This is a genomic window from Bradyrhizobium sp. 604_D8_N2_3, from assembly GCF_051810765.1.
GTDB lineage: Bacteria > Pseudomonadota > Alphaproteobacteria > Rhizobiales > Xanthobacteraceae > Bradyrhizobium > Bradyrhizobium barranii.
Genome location: NZ_JBPWPM010000001.1, coordinates 9,165,897 through 9,181,351 on the forward strand (window position 1 = coordinate 9,165,897; position 15,455 = coordinate 9,181,351).

The window sequence follows — 15,455 nt, forward strand, 5'->3', positions numbered from 1 at the left end:
CATGACGATCTCCTCACTCCGCCGGGGCGCCGTCAGCGACGGAGCTGTCGGTCCAACCTTCGGGTTTCGGTTTGCGCGACGAGATCAGGCGATCGATGCGCGGCTGCACGTAGTCGCCCCAGATCCCGGCGAGACCGTTCGGGAAGGCCAGGACCACGGCGATGAACAATCCGCCGAGGCCAAACAGCCACAATTCGGGAAAGGTTTCCGACAGGCTGGTCTTGGCGAAGTTGACCAGCAGCGTGCCGTAGACCGCGCCGAGGATCGAGAGCCGGCCGCCGACCGCCGTGTAGATCACCATTTCGATCGACGGCACGATGCCGACGAAGGACGGTGACATGAAGCCGACATTGAGCGCGAACATGGCGCCGCCGATCGCGGCGAACACGGCGGCAATGCAGAAGGCGAAGATCTTGAAATTCGCGACGCTGTAGCCGGAGAAGCGGACGCGGTCCTCCTTCTCGCGCATCGCGACCAGGATGCGTCCCAGCTTGGAGTGCCGGACGAACTGCGCGATCATGATGCAGGCGAACAGCAATCCCACTTCGAAGAAGTACAGCACGATCTTGGCATGGTCGGGCCGGATGTCCCAACCTTTGAGCGTCCGCAGGTCGGTCATGCCGTTGATGCCGCCGGTATAGCCCTGCTGTCCCACGATCAGGATCGTGAGGATGGCCGCGACCGCCTGGGTAATGATGGCGAAGTAGGTGCCGCCGACCCGGCGCTTGAACATCGCGGTGCCGATGATGAGGGCGAAGATGCCAGGCACGAGAATGATGGCGGCGATCGTGAAGGTGAGGCTGCTGAATGGCTTCCAGAACAGCGGCAGCGCAGTGATCTGATTCCAGTCCATGAAATCGGGAATGCCGGGCGTCGACTGGATCTTGGTGTTCTCCACGCTCGATGCCTCGAGCTTGAGGAACATCGCCATGCAGTAGCCGCCGAGCCCGAAGAACACGCCCTGACCGAGGCTGAGAATGCCGCCGTAGCCCCAGCAGATCACCAGCCCCAGCGCGACGAAGGCATAGGTCAGGTATTTCGCGACCAGATTGAGCCTGAAGACATCAAGTGTGAGCGGCAGGACCACCACCAGGAAGACCGCGAGCACCAGAATTCCGATGAACTCCGATCGATTGCAGAAACGATTGTCGGTCATTGCATCAGCCCCAGTTTCTCACTTGCGGACCTTGAGGGCGAACAGCCCTTGCGGCCGCAGCATCAGGATTCCGACAACCGCGAGCAGCGTCAGCACTTTCGCCATCGAGCCCGACATGAAGAACTCGAGGGTCGATTGCGTCTGCGAGATCGAGAAGGCCGAGGCGATGGTGCCGATCAAACTGGCGGCGCCGCCGAACACGACCACCAGGAACGTATCGACGATGTAGAGCTGTCCGGAGGTTGGCCCGGTGGAGCCAATCATCGTAAAGGCGCTGCCGGCGACACCGGCGATGCCGCAACCGAGACCGAAGGTGTAGCGATCGACCTTTTCGGTGTTGATGCCGACGGCTCCGGCCATGATGCGGTTCTGCACGACGGCGCGGACCTGGCGGCCCCAGCGCGACTTGTACATGACATAGGCGACGCCGATGGTGATCAGCAAAGTGAGGCACATCACGAAGACGCCGTTGATCGGCACCTCGATGCTGTCGGTGACGTGCAGCGAGCCGAGCATCCATTGCGGCAGCTCGACGCCGACCTCGCGCGCGCCGAACACGGAACGATAGGCCTGCTGCAGCATCAGGCTGAGGCCCCAGGTCGCAAGCAACGTATCGAGCGGGCGCTTGTAGAGATGCCGTATCAGCACCCACTCCACCAGCATTCCCAGCGCGCCGGATGCGACGAAGGCCAGGATCATCGCCAGGAAGAAGTAGCCGCTGAACAGGCTCGGCAGATAGGCCTGGAAGAAATTCGAGGTCATCCAAGTGACGTAGGCCCCGAGGATCATGAACTCGCCATGAGCCATGTTGATGACGCCCATCTGGCCGAAGATGATCGCAAGCCCAAGCGCCATCAGGACGTAGACTGAGAACAGGATCAGTCCTGCAAACCCCTGCATGACGAAGATGGAGCCAAGATCACCAAGCGAATAGTCGCCGAACATCGATGTCCTCCGTCAGGGATAAGGTCCCGCGTCGCGAGCAGGTTCGCGACGCGGGGGTCTTGGGCGTGGATTTGCTGTCCACGCCAGGGAGAGGCTTGGTGTTGAGGAAAGGCGCGAGCGACGTCGCGACTTACTGGTAACCCTTGGGGAACGGATCCGGCTCGACGAGATCGGCGGTCTCGTAGATCAGCTCGAACTGACCATCGAGCTTGGCGCGCCCCACCCGGGTCTTCGACCAGAGGTGATGGTTTTCGTGGATGCGCACATAGCCTTCCGGCGCACCCTTGAACTCGACGCCGGGCGAGGCCGCCGCGATCTTGTCGACGTCGAAGGAGCCCGCCTTCTCCACCGTCAACTTCCACAGCCACGGGCCGAGATAGGCAGCCTGGGTGACGTCTCCGATCACGGTCTTCTCGCCCCACATCTTCTTCAACGCCGGCACGAAGGTCTTGTTGTTCGGATTGTCGAGCGACTGGAAGTACTTCATGCAGGCATAGGCGCCCGCGATGTTCTCGCCGCCGATGCCGTCGATCTCGTCCTCGGTCACCGAGATCGTCAGCAGCGCCTGCTTGGAGAGGTCGATGCCGGCGGCCTTGAGCTGCTTGTAGAACGCGACGTTCGAGCCGCCGACGACGTCGGTGAAGATCACGTCGGGCTTGGTCAGCTTGATCTTGTTGATCACCGAGTTGAACTGGGTGTTGCCGAGCGGATAATACTCCTCGCCGACGACCTTGCCCTTCAGCACGTTCTCGACGTGCTTGCGCGCGATCTTGTTCGAGGTGCGCGGCCAGATGTAGTCGGAGCCGATGAAGAAGAACGACTTGGCGCCCTTTTCCTTGGCGATCCAGTTCAGGCCGGCGAGAATCTGCTGGGTCGCTTCCTGGCCGGTGTAGATCACGTTCTTGGACTGCTCGAGGCCCTCATAGAAGGTCGGGTAATAGAGCATGCCGTTGTACTGCTCCATGACCGGCAGCACCGCCTTGCGGGATGCCGAGGTCCAGCAGCCCATGATCGCCGCGACCTTGTCGTTGACGAGCAGCTTCTTGGCCTTCTCCGCAAAGGTCGGCCAATCGCTGGCGCCGTCTTCCTGGATGAACTTGATCTTGCGCCCGAGCACGCCGCCCATGGCGTTGATCTGCTCGATGGCGAGCTTTTCGGCCTCGATCGAGCCGGTCTCGGAGATGGCCATGGTGCCGGTCGCCGAGTGCAGGATGCCGACCGTCACCTCGGTGTCGGTGACCGCGAGGCCCGTGGTGTTGACCGCCGAGGTCGCCGGAGCCTGCGCGAAAGACGCCCGCGGCAGCATCGTGATGGCCGGCACGACGGCCATTCCCATCAATAGTTTGCGCCGGAGCGGCGACAACAGGCCCTTGTTTGCTTCGTCTGACATGAGCACCCCACTTTTGTTCGAGGACACGCGATTGGTGCCGTTAGGATGGCTCGAATTTGTGCAGCGCAAGCATACGCAAGATCGCGTATACTGCACCGCAAAATACCGACGTAGGCTTCTGGTACGGAATTTGCGAGGGCTCTGGGACGTATCGGGAGTGGGGTAACGAGTGGCAGGGCGGCAGCGAATAGACCGCGTCAGGCGCCAGTACAACCAGTGGGTCGCCAACCAGACGCTGGAAGACTACGCGCTGCGCTTCACCGCCAAGAGCGCGCGCCGCTGGTCTGCCGCCCGTGTCGCCAACACTGCACTCGGCGCCATCTCCTTTCTGGCGCTGGAAGCGATCGGCGGCACCATCACGCTGAACTACGGCGTCACCAACGCCAGCGCCGCGATCCTCGTTGTCTCCACCATCATCTTCTTCTGCGGCGTGCCGATTGCCTATTACGCAGCCAAATGCGGCATCGACATTGACCTGCTCACCCGCGGCGCCGGCTTCGGCTATATCGGCTCGACCGTCACCTCGTTGATCTACGCCTCCTTCACCTTCATCTTCTTCGCCATCGAGGCGGTGATCCTGGCAACGGCGCTGGAGATGTGCTTCGGCATTCCGCGCCCGATCGGCTACCTCATCAGCGCAGTGGCGATCATTCCGCTCGTGACCTACGGCATCACGCTGATCAGCCGCTTCCAGCTCTGGACGCAGCCGATCTGGATCATCCTGCACATCCTGCCCTTCGCCGCGATCGCCTGGGCCAACCCTTACTCGTTTACGGAGTGGCGCAAGTTCGCCGGCGAGCATGGCGACCCGAGCGGGCATTTCGATCTGCTGCTGTTCGGTGTCGCATCCTCCGTGGTGTTCTCGCTGGTGGCGCAGGTCGGCGAGCAGGTCGACTTCCTCCGGTTTCTGCCGCGCGACCGCCGCACGTCGCGAACGTCGTGGTGGATCGCCCTGCTGATCGCGGGCCCGGGCTGGATCATCTTCGGCGCACTGAAATTGTTACTGGGCTCCTTTCTCGCCTTCTTCGCGCTGAGCCACGGCCTCTCCGGCGAGCTGGCGGCCGAGCCCGCGCACATGTATCTCGAAGCGTTTCGCTACGTGCTGTCGCAGCCGGACCTGGCGCTGGCGCTCACCGGCATGTTCGTGATCCTGTCGCAGCTCAAGATCAACGTCACCAACGCCTATGCCGGCTCGATCGCCTGGTCGAACTTCTTCTCGCGTCTGACGCACAGCCATCCCGGCCGGGTGGTCTGGCTGGTGTTCAACGTGATGGTGGCGCTGCTGTTGATGGAGATCGGCGTCTACAAGGCGCTGGAGCAGACGCTGGCGCTCTATTCCAATGTCGCGATCGCCTGGGTCGGCGCGCTCGTCGCCGATCTCGTCGTCAACAAGCCGCTCGGCCTGCGCCCGCCGCAGATGGAGTTCAAGCGCGCCCATCTCTACGACATCAATCCGGTCGGTGTCGGCGCCATGACGATCGCGACCATCGTCTCGATCGCGGCGTTCTACGGCCTGTTCGGCCCGACCATGAAGGCGCTCGCCGCCTTCGTCGCGCTGACGGTCGCCTTCGTCACCGCGCCTGTCATCGCCTGGCTCACCGACGGAAAGTACTACATCGCGCGCAAGCCGAAGCGGAGCTGGGCCAACATCGAGTCGATCCAGTGCTGTATCTGCGAGCACAGTTTCGAGCCGGAGGACATGACGTCCTGCCCCGCTTACGCCGGCCCGATCTGCTCGCTGTGCTGCTCGCTCGATGCACGCTGCCACGACCTCTGCAAGCCGCATGCGCGGGCGCAGGTGCAGTTCGCCGACGCGCTCGGCAAGATTCTTCCCGAACCGATCTACCGGCGGATCAACTCGCAGTTCGGCCACTATATCGGCGTCTTCGTGGTCTCCGCCGGCCTCGTCGCGCTGGTGCTGGGACTGATCTATCTTCAGACCTCGGCGAGCGTGCCGGGCGAGAATTTGCTCGTCTCGAACGTGCTCTGGAAGGTGTTCTTCTCGCTCAGCATCATCATCGGCGTTGTGGCCTGGCTGTTCGTGCTGGCGCAGCAGAGCCGTCGCGCCGCCGAGGCCGAGACGCGGCGGCAGACGACGCTGCTGATCCAGGAGATCGACGCGCACAAGCGCACCGACGCCGAGCTTCAGCGCGCCAAGGAGGTCGCCGAATCTGCCAACCTCGCCAAGAGTCGCTACGTGGTGGGGCTGAGCCACGAGCTGCGCTCGCCGCTGAATGCGATCAGCGGCTATGCCCAGCTCCTGGAGCAGGACGCAACGCTCAACACCAAGCCGCGCGACCAGGTCCGCGTGGTTCGCCGCAGTGCCGATCACCTCTCCGGCCTGATCGACGGCATTCTTGATATTTCCAAGATCGAGGCGGGACGGCTGTATCTGTCGCGCGACGAAGTGCGCCTGAGCGAATTCCTCGACCAGCTCGTCGGCATGTTCCGTCTCCAGGCCGCCGCCAAGGGCATCGACTTCGTGTTCAGGCGGCCGGCGCATTTGCCGGTCGTGGTCTACGCCGACGAGAAGCGGCTCCGCCAGGTGCTGATCAACCTGCTCTCCAACGCGATCAAGTTCACCCAGACCGGCAGCGTGCAGTTCGTCGTGCACTATCGCAGCCCCGTTGCCGAGTTCGAAGTGATCGACACCGGCCCCGGCATCCAGGGCGACGACCTCGAACGCATCTTTGCGCCCTTCGAGCGTGGCGCGCTCGGCGTCTCGCAGCCGCAGACCGGCACCGGGCTGGGCCTGACCATCAGCCGGCTGCTCGCCGGCGTCATGGGCGGCGACATCAAGGTCCTGAGCACGGTTGGCGCCGGGAGCACCTTCAAGGTCAAGATCCTGCTATCGGAAGTCGCCAATCCGCTGCGCATCGCGCCGGTAGAGGCGCCGGTCTCCGGCTATCGGGGCGCACGCAAGACCATCCTCATCACCGACGACGACCCCGTGCATCGCGACCTCCTGCGCGAGGTGCTGGCGCCGCTCGGCTTCATCCTGCTCAGTGCACCCGATGGGCCAGGATGCCTCGCGCTGGCGCAGCATTGCCGGCCCGACCTGTTCCTGCTCGACATCTCGATGCCTGCCATGGACGGCTGGGCCGTCGCGGAGGCCTTGCGCACGAGCGGCCACCACCAGGCGCGCATCCTGATGGTGTCGGCGAGCGCGCTGGAGGCTCACGGCGCGCCGCTGGCGCAGCCCTTCCACGACGGCTATCTGATGAAGCCGATCGACATCCCGCGGCTGCTGGAGACGATCCGTCAGCTCCTGAAGATCGAATGGCAGTACGGCTCGGACCAGATCGCGGTGCCGTTCTGGCGGCTCGAGAGCGGATCAAGGCCACCGGTGCGGCACATCGAGGCGCTGATGGGGCTGGGCCAGATCGGCTACGTCAAGGGCATCCAGTTGAAGCTGGACGAGATCGGCAGCGAGCACCCCGAGCATGCCGACTTCGTCGCGGAAATGCGGTCGCTGGTCGACCGCTTCGATCTCGACCGGTACATGGCCACATTGAAGACGTTGCATGCGCATGAGCATTGAGTCGAGGAAGCGCGATGTCGCGCTAGTTGTCGATGACTCCCCGGAGACGCTGCGGCTGCTCACCGACGCGCTCGACGGCGCCGGGATGACGGTGATGGTGGCGCTCGACGGCGCGGCCGCGATGCGCATCGTCGACCAGATCACGCCCGACATCGTGCTGCTGGACGCCGTGATGCCCGGCATGGACGGATTCGAGACCTGCCGCCGGCTCAAGCGCGATGCGGGCGTTGCCAACGTGCCCGTGATCTTCATGACGGGCCTCGCCGAGACCGAGCACATCGTGCGCGGGCTGGAGGCCGGCGGCGTCGACTACGTGACAAAACCGATTGTGATCGAGGAGATGCTGGCGCGCATCCGCGTCCATCTCGGCAACGCCCGCCTGACCCAGAGCGCGCGTGCCGCGCTCGACGTCTCCGGCCGCTTCCTGTTCGCGGTCAACCGCCAGGGCCACGTGCTCTGGGCCACCCCGCAGGCGCAAAAACTGCTGGCCGATCATCATGGCGCGCAGGCCGACGACTTCGTCCTGCCGCCATCACTCCTGCAATGGCTGGAGCAGGCGAAGGACAAGGGCAGCTCGAAGTCGCAGGCGGCTCCCCTGCCCGACAATCCGCAACTGCGGCTCTACTACATGGGCGAGACCGCGCCGAACGAGTTCCTGCTGCGGCTGTCCAAGGAGTCCGGCACTGCGCTGCCACCCGAATTCACCAGCGAGCTCGGCCTCACCACCCGCGAGGGCGAAGTGCTGGCCTGGCTCAGCAAGGGCAAGACCAACCGCGATATCGCGCAGATCCTGGGCTTGAGCCCGCGCACCGTGGACAAGCACCTGGAGCAGATCTACGCCAAGCTCGGCGTGGAGAACCGGACCGCGGCGGCCGCGATTGCAACGAATGCGACGCGAAGGAATTCGTAGCAGCACTGCAGATGAGTTGGTGCGCCGTTCACCCAACCAACAGTGTCGTCCCGGGGCGCGAAGCGAGCCCGGGACCCATAACCACAGGAAGTGGTTTGGTGAAGACTCGGAGTGACCAGCCAACCCTATGACCACTGCCTGGGAGTATGGGTCCCGGGCTCGCTTCCGCGCCCCGGGACGACAGCCGAGTGTGGGGGGCTTCTAACGTTCCCTACTCCGACGGCCCCTCACCCGTAAACAAACGCTCCGTCGTCCAGATCCGTCTTCGGGATCTCGTCCTTCTCGGTCCAGTAATCCTGGCTGTGCTGCCATTCCGGCTTGTCGCCGCGCTTGGGGAGCAGGTCCATGTTGCGCATGATGTAGCCGGGATTGAAGTTTTCCGGATCGATCCAGGGCAGGATCGGCATGTTGTGGTCCTCAGGCCGCAGCCTGACTTCGACCTTCTTCGTGCCCTTGGCCTTCATGTGGCCGAGCAGCCGGCAGACGAAATCGGCGACGACGTCGACGCGCAGCGTCCAGCTCGCACGGAAATAGCCGAACACCCAGACCATGTTCGGCACGCCCGTGAACATCATGCCGCGATAGGTCACGGTGTCGCCGAAGGCGAGCGGCTTGCCGTCGATCTCGAAGGCGATGTCACCGAGCGCCGCAAGATTGAAGCCGGTTGCGGTGACGACGACGTCGGCTTCCAGCAGCTTGCCGGACTTGAGCTGGATGCCGTTCTCGACGAAACATTCGATCTCATCGGTGACGACGGAGGCCTTGCCGCTGGCGATGCCCTTGAACAGATCGGCGTCGGGCACAAAGGCGATACGCTGCCGCCACGGCCGGTAGGTCGGCGTGAAATGCGTCTCGACGTCGTAGTCCGGCCCGAGAACCGCGCGGATCTGGTCGATCAAATCCTTCTTCACCTGCTCCGGCTTGGCAATGCAGAGCTTTGTGAAAGCATCCTGCTCGAACAATATTTTGCGGCGGACGATCTCGTGGATCCATTCCTCGTCGACCTGAAGCCGGCGCAGCTCCTCGGCGATCTCGATGGCGTTGCGGCCGAGCCGGAAATAGGTCGGCGAGCGCTGCAACATGGTGACATGCGCGCAGGCGTCGGCGATGTTCGGCACCAGCGTCGCCGCGGTCGCGCCGGAGCCGATCACGACGACCTTCTTGTTCACGAGGTCGATATCGTCGGGCCAGCTCTGCGGATGGACGATGCGGCCCTTGAAGCGGTCCATGCCCTTCCATTCCGGCGTGTAGCCTTCGGAATGGCGATAATAGCCCTGGCACATCCAGAGGAAGTTGGCGGTGAACGTTTTCGCCTCGCCGGTGTCGGTCGTTGTCGCCTCGATGGTCCAGAGATTTTGCTCGCTCGACCAGCTCGCGGAATTGATCTGGTGCTTGTAGCGGATGTGTCGGGCGATATCGTTGTCGTCGATCACCTCGTTCATGTAGGCGAGGATTTCCTCGGCGGTCGCGATCGGCGGTCCGACCCAGGGCTTGAAACTGTAGCCGAAGGTATGGAGATCGCTGTCCGAGCGAATGCCGGGATAGCGATGCGTGCTCCACGTGCCGCCGAACGTCGCCTGCGTCTCCAGGATGACGTAGCTCGTGCCGGGAAGCTGCTTTTCGATGTGATAGGCGCTGCCGATGCCGGAGATGCCGGCACCGACGATCAGCACGTCGAAATGTTCAGAGGCCTGCTTGGTTGTGGCGTGACTGCGGACAGCGACATTCATTGTTGCTTCTATGCCTTGCTTGTTTTTGTGGCCGCCCTTGACCGGACGGCGCGTTTCCTCCGCGACGGGCATGGTCACCCATCGCGCTTCCACTTCAAAATGACATAGATCAATTCGCGGTCAAACTATAACGCCGCACCCCAGCTCCGCGCGGTCTGCAAAATCCAGTCGCGATAGAGCGTGAGCGGCGTGACGCCGGTCAATCCGCCGCAGCCGGCGGCGCCGTTCGGCCCCGTGGACCAGCTGATGACGCCGACAAGCACCGGGCCGTTCGGCTTGTCCTCGAACACCGGACCGCCGGAATCGCCGGTGCAGGCGCCAATTCCGTCGCGAACACCGTTGGTTACGGGATCGACCAGCCGGATCTGGAACGTGCCGGGCTGGCCCGTGGCCACGAGCCCGGCGACGCGCGTCGCGCCGCCGCTCTTGCCGTCGCCACGGACGGTGACGCCGATACCGGCGATGACGAAGCGGCTGCCAACCTGGATTGGAATAGTCGGCGCACCGACCGACACCGTCGATTTTCCCTTGAGTGGAATTTCCAGTTGCAACAATGCCACGTCCGCGGTGGCGCGGTGCGCCTGCATTGCCTGCATGTTGAAGTTGGGATGGATCGCGACGGTGCGCACGTTCAGCAATTGCGGCGCACCGTCAGCGCCGCGATCGACGATCTTGTAGTCCGCGCCGGGCTGCACACAGTGGGCAACCGTCAGCACGACCTTCGGGGCGATCAGGCTGCCGGTGCAGAAATTGCCCCGCGAGCCGACGATGGTGACGACCGCGCGCGCGACACCATCGGCCTGCGGCGTGCCGCCGCCGACGATGGCGTGTGCGGGCGTGGCGAGCAGCAGCGCGGCTGCGATGAGGGTTGCAAGCTTCTTCATGGGAACACGCCTTGGCGTCAGCATCGGTGACGGCGGGATTGCTTCAGACTGGCCCTTGCCGATAGCGCATGCTAGCGCTCTTGGGAAGGAATTGACGAGGGCGGGATCTTGACGATCGAGGCTGTGATCTTTGATTTTGGCGGCGTGCTGACGAGCTCGCCGTTCGAGGCGTTCGCGCGGTACGAGACCGAGCGCGGTCTCCCCGTCGACATCATCCGGCGCACCAACGCCGCCAATCATCTGGAAAACGCCTGGGCCAAGTTCGAGCGGGCCGAGGTCGATATCGACACCTTCGACAAGCTTTTCGCCGAGGAATCTCGCGCGCTCGGCGCGGAGGTGCGCGGCCGCGACGTGCTGCCGCTGCTTCAGGGCGATCTGCGTCCCGAGATGGTCGAGGCCCTCAAGCGCATCAAGGCGCAATTCAAGACCGGCTGCATCACCAACAATCTGCCTGCCAACGCGATCGGCAGCATGACCGGGCGCTCACTCTACATCGCCGAGGTGATGGTTCTGTTCGACCACGTCGTCGAATCCGCCAAGATCGGCTTGCGCAAGCCCGACCCGCGCATCTACAGGATGATGGTCGAGACGCTGAAGGTCGATCCGAAGAAGTGCGTCTATCTCGACGATCTCGGCGTCAATCTAAAACCCGCGCGCGAGATGGGCATGACCACGATCAAGGTGGCGAGTGGGGCGCAGGCGATTGCGGAGCTTGAGGCGGCGACGGGGCTGAAGTTGGGGTAGGCTGGCTCATCGTTGCGAGGCACGAAGCCGTAGGGTGGGCAAAGCGGAGCGTGCCCACCACAAGCAGATGGTGGGCACGGCGCTTTCGCGCCTTTGCCCACCTTACGGCAGCCTATTCCGCCGCGGCGGCGATCCGCTCCGGAAAGGCAGCCGCCAGCGATGCTCTATCCGGCTTCAGCACACCGCGCTCGGTGATGAGACCAGTGACCAGCCGCGCCGGCGTCACGTCGAACGCGTAATTCGCGACCGGCGAGCCCTCCGGCACGATGCGCACCGTCTCCAGCCGGCCATCCGCGGTGCGGCCGGTCATGTCGGTCACCTCCGTGCCGCTGCGCTGCTCGATCGGAATGTCGCGGATGCCGTCATCAACGGCGAAATCGATCGTCGGCGACGGCAGTGCGACATAGAACGGCACGCCGTTGTCGTGTGCTGCAAGCGCCTTCAGATATGTGCCGATCTTGTTGCAGACATCGCCATTGGCGGCGACGCGGTCGGTGCCGACGATGGCGAGGTCGACCATGCCGTGCTGCATCAGGTGCCCGCCGGTGTTGTCGGGGATCACCGTGTGCGGCACGCCGTGATGACCGAGCTCCCAGGCCGTGAGCGAGGCGCCCTGGTTGCGCGGACGGGTCTCATCGACCCAGACATGGATCTTGATGCCACGCTCATGCGCCAGATAGATCGGCGCCGTCGCGGTGCCCCAGTCGACGGTGGCAAGCCAGCCGGCATTGCAATGGGTCAGCACGTTGACCGTCTCGCCCGGCTTCTTCCTTGCGACGATCGCCTCGATCAGCTTCAAGCCGTTGCCGGCGATGCCGCGGTTGATCTCGACGTCCTGCTCGACGATCTCGTCGGCGCGCGCATAGGCCGCCTCCGCCCGTTCAACCGGATCGACCGGGGCGAGCGCCGTGCGCATCTCGTCCAGCGCCCATTTCAGATTGATCGCGGTCGGCCGCGCCACGACCAGCGTGTCATAGGCGCGCTTGAGGCCAGCGTCGGATGAGTCCTCGCGCATGGCGAGCGCCATGCCGTAGGCCGCGGTTGCACCAATCAGCGGCGCGCCGCGCACCAGCATGTCGCGAATGGCGACCGCAGCGTCTTCGCATGAAGTCAGCTTCGCGATGACGAACTCATGCGGCAGGCGGCGCTGGTCGATCGCGCCGACCGACCAGCCATCGCGCTCGCGCCAGATGCTGCGGAAATGCTTGCCGTCAACCTTCATGGCATTCTGCCTTTCGTATCACGCCCGCAGGATGCGCCCGGCCACCGCATCGAGCTTCTTCAAGAGCTCGGGATCGCGCGCCTCGGGCGCCGTGATCAACGCGGTGTCGAGCGCGCGGTCCGAACCGATCGGGCACGGCTCGTGCTCGCGCGGAAAATCCGTCGCGAGCCGCGCCACCAGCGCCTTCGCCTTGTCGGCGTTCGAGGTCAGCACGCGGATGATGTCCTGGACGGTGACGGCGTCGTGGTCGGGATGCCAGCAGTCGAAATCCGTCACCATCGCGACCGTGGCGTAGCAGATCTCCGCCTCACGCGCGAGCTTCGCCTCGGGCATGTTGGTCATGCCGATCACGGAATAGCCCGATGTCTTGTAGGTCATGCTTTCCGCGTAGGTGGAGAATTGCGGCCCCTCCATGCAGACATAGGTGCCGCCGCGCGCAAACGCGATGCCCTCGGCTTCAGCTGCCGCCGCAAGATGGATGCGCAGGCGCGGCGAGACCGGATGCGCCATCGACACATGCGCGACGCATCCCCTGCCGAAGAACGAGCTCTCGCGCTTGTGGGTGCGATCGACGAACTGGTCGACGAGAACGAAGGTGCCGGGTGACAGCTCCTCCCTGAACGAGCCGCAGGCCGAGAGCGAGATCAAGTCGGTGACGCCGGCCCGCTTCAGAACATCGATGTTGGCGCGATAATTGATGTCGGAGGGCGAGAGCCGGTGACCCTTGTCGTGCCGCGGCAGGAACACGATCGGCAGGCCGGCAATCGAGCCGCGCCGCAGAGGGGCCGACGGCTCGCCCCAGGGGCTCTTGATCACTTCTTCGCGCGCGCCCTCGAGACCCGGCAGATCGTAGATGCCGGAGCCACCAATGATGCCCAATACCGCCTGCGTCATGCCTGCTCCACCCTGTCAGCTATGTGCGACATGGTTAAGCTATGCCAGTTTTGCGGCGATTTTGAAACGGGGGCGGTGGGGCGATGCCGGTGCTGTGAGGAGCCTGGAGTGCTCGCCTCGCTCTCAGTGTCGTCCCCGACGTTCGCAGGGACGACCCGGGGAGTGATAGGTACGTCTAATTAGGCCGCCGCCGCCAGCTGCAGCTGGGTCGCGACCATCCGCTCCAGCGTCTCGACCGACTGGAAATTCTCGGGCGTGATCTCGGACTGCGGGATGGTGAAGTCGAACTCGGCTTCGACGCCGAGCATCAGATTGACCATGTCCATCGAGGTCAGACCCGCATCGACGAGCTTCGCCTGTGGTGTGATGTCCGCGGTGAGCGAGTTCTGCTCGAGGATGCCCTTCACCAGCTTGATGATGCGATCGCGCACGTCGGTATCGAAGGCCTGCATCGGTAAATTCCCATCTGTCTATTCAACGGTCGGACCGGTTGCCGGCTACGATGGGCGCGACGGGCCGATCCCACAATGGGCGCCACCATTACTTCGCCTTTCTTAGTAAACGATGACTCAGATTGTCTGGAATTCCGAGTTCTTCCAGATCCCTAACGCGACCGCGGAATTGTCGGTGATGCAAACAACCCGAACTTAACTGTTCGTTCGGAATTTGGCTTTGTTTACCCTCTATTTCATCGACGAATTTGAATTAAATCCGTAGCCTCGTCTCACAAGCAAAATGGTCGGAGGATCGCTTGCACGGCATCGCGAATGATGCCGGCGATCCTGAACGGCAAACCGGAGGCGGACGAGTATGAACGTGCGTGAAGCAGTCCTCACTGTCGACGAAACGCAAACGAGCTTTCTCGAACACGGCCCCTCCCTCATCGAACGCGCTACCCGGACAGCCGCTGCGGCGGCTGCCGATGCGGACGAGGTCGATCGCGGCGCCCGCTTCCCCCACAAGGCTTTCGAGGTCGCGCGTGAGCAGAAACTGCTCGGCGTCATGATCCCGGTCGAGTTCGGCGGCTTCGGTGCCTCGATCTACGACGTCACCGATATCTGCTACACGCTCGGGCGCGCCTGCGCCTCGACCGCGATGATCTATGCGATGCACACGACCAAGGTCGCCTGTGTCATCAGGCACGGCCATGGCATCCCCTGGATGGAAACGATGATGCGCCGGGTCGCCCGCGACCAGTGGCTGCTCGCCTCCTCCACCACCGAAGGCCAGAACGGCGGCAACATTCGCGCCAGCGCCGCGGCAGTCGACCACGCCGGCGACGCAGTCTCGCTGGTGCGCGACGCCACCGTGATCTCCTACGGTGCGGAGGCCGACGGCCTCGTCACCATCGCCCGCCGCGCCACCGAGGCCGCCGCCTCCGACCAGGTTCTGCTGGCGCTCGCCAAGGACGATTATTCGCTGAAGCAGACGCAGGGCTGGGAGACGCTCGGCATGCGCGGCACCTGCTCGACCGGCTTCGAGCTGAAGGTCGATTGCCCGGCCGACCGCATCTTCCCGGAATCCTATGACAAGATCCATGCCCAGACCATGACGCCGTTCGCGCATCTGTGCTGGTCCTCGGCCTGGGCCGGCATCGCCGCCGCGGCCGTGACCCGTGCTCAGGCTTTCGTTCGCAAGGCGGCCCGCACCTCGGGCGGCCAGATGCCGCCGGCCGCGGCGCATTTCACTGCCGCGAAGATGTCGCTGGCCAAGCTGCGCGCGCTGATCGCAGCCAATGTCGACACCTTTGCCCGCGCCGAGCATGACGAGCGCGCGCTGAGCTCGCTCGATTTCCAGTCCTCGATCACGCTGTTGAAGGTGCAAGCCTCCGAGCTCGCGGTCGAGACCGTGATGCATGCGATGCGCACCGCGGGCCTCTCCGGCTACCGCAACGATGGCGAGTTCACCATGGGCCGCCACCTGCGCGACGTGCTGTCCTCGCCGATCATGATCAACAACGACCGCATTCTCGCCAACGCCGCCACTTCGACGCTGATGAGCGGCATTCCGGCAAGCCTTCGAGACTAGAAAGCCTTCGC

12 protein-coding genes are annotated in these 15,455 nt (G+C 63.9%); 4 read left to right on the forward strand and 8 right to left on the reverse strand.

The features are described from left to right. Nucleotides 1-13: 13 nt before the first annotated feature. From urtC to urtA, 3 genes are all read right to left on the reverse strand, one after another. Nucleotides 14-1,156, reverse strand: a complete 1,143-nt coding sequence (gene urtC / locus AB7245_RS44015) for an urea ABC transporter permease subunit UrtC (RefSeq protein ID WP_085404024.1) — start codon at nucleotides 1,154-1,156, stop codon at nucleotides 14-16. An 18-nt stretch (nucleotides 1,157-1,174) separates the two neighbouring features. Continuing rightward, the gene (gene urtB / locus AB7245_RS44020; protein ID WP_085404025.1) at nucleotides 1,175-2,101 is read right to left on the reverse strand and encodes an urea ABC transporter permease subunit UrtB; all 927 of its coding nucleotides are present in this window, start codon (nucleotides 2,099-2,101) and stop codon (nucleotides 1,175-1,177) included. Nucleotides 2,102-2,231: 130 nt separating this feature from the next. After that, the gene (gene urtA, locus AB7245_RS44025) at nucleotides 2,232-3,491 is read right to left on the reverse strand and encodes an urea ABC transporter substrate-binding protein (RefSeq protein WP_439035681.1); all 1,260 of its coding nucleotides are present in this window, start codon (nucleotides 3,489-3,491) and stop codon (nucleotides 2,232-2,234) included. Nucleotides 3,492-3,660: 169 nt separating this feature from the next. Here urtA and AB7245_RS44030 point away from each other — a divergent pair, with 169 nt between their 5' ends. Next, nucleotides 3,661-7,032 carry a hybrid sensor histidine kinase/response regulator gene (locus AB7245_RS44030; RefSeq protein ID WP_085404027.1) on the forward strand — a complete coding sequence of 1,124 codons (3,372 nt, stop codon included), beginning with the start codon at nucleotides 3,661-3,663 and terminating at the stop codon, nucleotides 7,030-7,032. Continuing rightward, nucleotides 7,016-7,942, forward strand: coding sequence for a response regulator (locus AB7245_RS44035; protein ID WP_014491159.1), 927 nt, complete (start codon nucleotides 7,016-7,018; stop codon nucleotides 7,940-7,942). The genes AB7245_RS44030 and AB7245_RS44035 overlap by 17 nt, the downstream gene beginning before the upstream one ends. A gap of 227 nt (nucleotides 7,943-8,169) precedes the next feature. Here the strand turns inward: AB7245_RS44035 and AB7245_RS44040 are convergent, their stop codons facing one another. Next, the gene (locus AB7245_RS44040) at nucleotides 8,170-9,672 is read right to left on the reverse strand and encodes a flavin-containing monooxygenase (protein ID WP_085404091.1); all 1,503 of its coding nucleotides are present in this window, start codon (nucleotides 9,670-9,672) and stop codon (nucleotides 8,170-8,172) included. A 125-nt stretch (nucleotides 9,673-9,797) separates the two neighbouring features. Further along, nucleotides 9,798-10,556: a S1 family peptidase gene (locus AB7245_RS44045; RefSeq protein WP_063980005.1), complete on the reverse strand. Its 759-nt coding sequence runs from the start codon at nucleotides 10,554-10,556 to the stop codon at nucleotides 9,798-9,800. A gap of 108 nt (nucleotides 10,557-10,664) precedes the next feature. On the opposite strand from AB7245_RS44045, the gene AB7245_RS44050 reads away from it, so the two are divergent. Continuing rightward, the gene (locus tag AB7245_RS44050; protein WP_085404028.1) at nucleotides 10,665-11,300 is read left to right on the forward strand and encodes an HAD-IA family hydrolase; all 636 of its coding nucleotides are present in this window, start codon (nucleotides 10,665-10,667) and stop codon (nucleotides 11,298-11,300) included. A gap of 112 nt (nucleotides 11,301-11,412) precedes the next feature. Here AB7245_RS44050 and mtnA read toward each other — a convergent pair whose 3' ends face one another. The 3 genes from mtnA to AB7245_RS44065 all read right to left on the reverse strand — a co-directional run bounded on the left by mtnA (nucleotide 11,413) and on the right by AB7245_RS44065 (nucleotide 13,868). Next, on the reverse strand, nucleotides 11,413-12,522 hold the full coding sequence (gene mtnA / locus AB7245_RS44055) for an S-methyl-5-thioribose-1-phosphate isomerase (protein WP_085404029.1): 1,110 nt from the start codon (nucleotides 12,520-12,522) through the stop codon (nucleotides 11,413-11,415). A gap of 18 nt (nucleotides 12,523-12,540) precedes the next feature. Further along, a complete protein-coding gene (locus AB7245_RS44060) occupies nucleotides 12,541-13,416 on the reverse strand; it encodes an S-methyl-5'-thioadenosine phosphorylase (RefSeq protein ID WP_085404030.1) in 876 nt (291 codons plus the stop codon). 179 nt (nucleotides 13,417-13,595) lie between these two features. Next, a complete protein-coding gene (locus tag AB7245_RS44065) occupies nucleotides 13,596-13,868 on the reverse strand; it encodes a phosphopantetheine-binding protein (protein ID WP_014491153.1) in 273 nt (90 codons plus the stop codon). Between the two features lie 358 nt (nucleotides 13,869-14,226). On the opposite strand from AB7245_RS44065, the gene AB7245_RS44070 reads away from it, so the two are divergent. Beyond that, nucleotides 14,227-15,444: an acyl-CoA dehydrogenase family protein gene (locus tag AB7245_RS44070; protein ID WP_085404031.1), complete on the forward strand. Its 1,218-nt coding sequence runs from the start codon at nucleotides 14,227-14,229 to the stop codon at nucleotides 15,442-15,444. Nucleotides 15,445-15,455: the final 11 nt, after the last annotated feature.

Coding starts and splice junctions, on each gene's coding strand:
- urtC (WP_085404024.1), bottom strand. CDS start 1,156: ATGACCGACAATCGTTTCTGCAATCGATCGGAGTTCATCGGAATTCTG.
- urtB (WP_085404025.1), bottom strand. CDS start 2,101: ATGTTCGGCGACTATTCGCTTGGTGATCTTGGCTCCATCTTCGTCATG.
- urtA (WP_439035681.1), bottom strand. CDS start 3,491: ATGTCAGACGAAGCAAACAAGGGCCTGTTGTCGCCGCTCCGGCGCAAA.
- AB7245_RS44035 (WP_014491159.1), top strand. CDS start 7,016: ATGCGCATGAGCATTGAGTCGAGGAAGCGCGATGTCGCGCTAGTTGTC.
- AB7245_RS44040 (WP_085404091.1), bottom strand. CDS start 9,672: ATGAATGTCGCTGTCCGCAGTCACGCCACAACCAAGCAGGCCTCTGAA.
- AB7245_RS44045 (WP_063980005.1), bottom strand. CDS start 10,556: ATGAAGAAGCTTGCAACCCTCATCGCAGCCGCGCTGCTGCTCGCCACG.
- mtnA (WP_085404029.1), bottom strand. CDS start 12,522: ATGAAGGTTGACGGCAAGCATTTCCGCAGCATCTGGCGCGAGCGCGAT.
- AB7245_RS44060 (WP_085404030.1), bottom strand. CDS start 13,416: ATGACGCAGGCGGTATTGGGCATCATTGGTGGCTCCGGCATCTACGAT.
- AB7245_RS44065 (WP_014491153.1), bottom strand. CDS start 13,868: ATGCAGGCCTTCGATACCGACGTGCGCGATCGCATCATCAAGCTGGTG.
- AB7245_RS44070 (WP_085404031.1), top strand. CDS start 14,227: ATGAACGTGCGTGAAGCAGTCCTCACTGTCGACGAAACGCAAACGAGC.